At 52.5% G+C, this 729-nt stretch carries 1 protein-coding gene; it reads left to right on the top strand.

Going from position 1 to position 729, the window contains the following annotated elements; all coding sequences use genetic code 11:
• The first annotated feature begins 47 nt into the window (after nucleotides 1-47).
• Nucleotides 48-686 (top strand): IS6 family transposase, encoded by a 639-nt coding sequence (locus ACFSFW_RS24270; protein ID WP_388034386.1) that lies wholly within the window; start codon nucleotides 48-50, stop codon nucleotides 684-686.
• Nucleotides 687-729 lie beyond the last annotated feature (43 nt).

Genomic DNA, 729 nt, shown 5'->3' with positions numbered 1-729 from the left:
TTGGTCGCGTTAAGTTAGTGAATGAGGCGGACGAGTTTTGAGTGTCTATGCCAAAATTCGACCGCCTCAGCGAACGTATCACGTGGATCGACTTGTCGTTTGTGGAGCGAGATCGAACTCCGCGATGGGCGATTGAAGTAGGGATCCGCTGTCACTTGGCCGGCATGTCACTACGTGAGGTAAGTAAACATCTTGAGTGGTTTGGGATCGAACGAAGTCATGTCGCAATCCACAACTGGGTTCATAAGGCCGATCTACAGCCGATCTCGACCGTCTCGGAGGATCAACTCGCGGTTGACGAGAAGATGATCCGCCTCCACGGCCAGAAATTCTGGCTGTACGGCGCGGTTGATCCACAGACAAACGAGATCCTTCACGTGAGCCTCTATCCGACCGCAAATAAACAGACGACGCGATGGTTCCTGACCGAGCTGCACCGGCGCTATCAGCTCGACGGCGTTGAATTTCTCGTCGATGATGCAGACTATCTCGGCTCAGTCCTCGCTGAAGATGGCTATCGATTTCAGGTCATTCAACATGGAAATCGGAATGCCATCGAACGTGTCTTTTGGGAAATAGAACGACGAACATCATCGTTTGCGAATAGTTTCAGCAATGTCGCGCCAGAGACAGCCCAAAATTGGCTCGAAGCCGTCGCCGTCTACCACAATTCACGCCAAACTTAACGCGACCGATTCCGCAGCACCCCACGCTATACGGGGACACATA

The organism is Ferdinandcohnia salidurans (assembly GCF_042680725.1).
GTDB lineage: Bacteria > Bacillota > Bacilli > Bacillales > Bacillaceae_L > Ferdinandcohnia > Ferdinandcohnia salidurans.
Note: the sequence above shows the minus strand (reverse complement) of the source record. Positions and strands in the feature narration are given on the sequence as shown.

Excerpts from the sequence above, each read along its gene's own strand:
- ACFSFW_RS24270 (WP_388034386.1), top strand. The coding sequence starts at position 48 with ATGCCAAAATTCGACCGCCTCAGCGAACGTATCACGTGGATCGACTTG.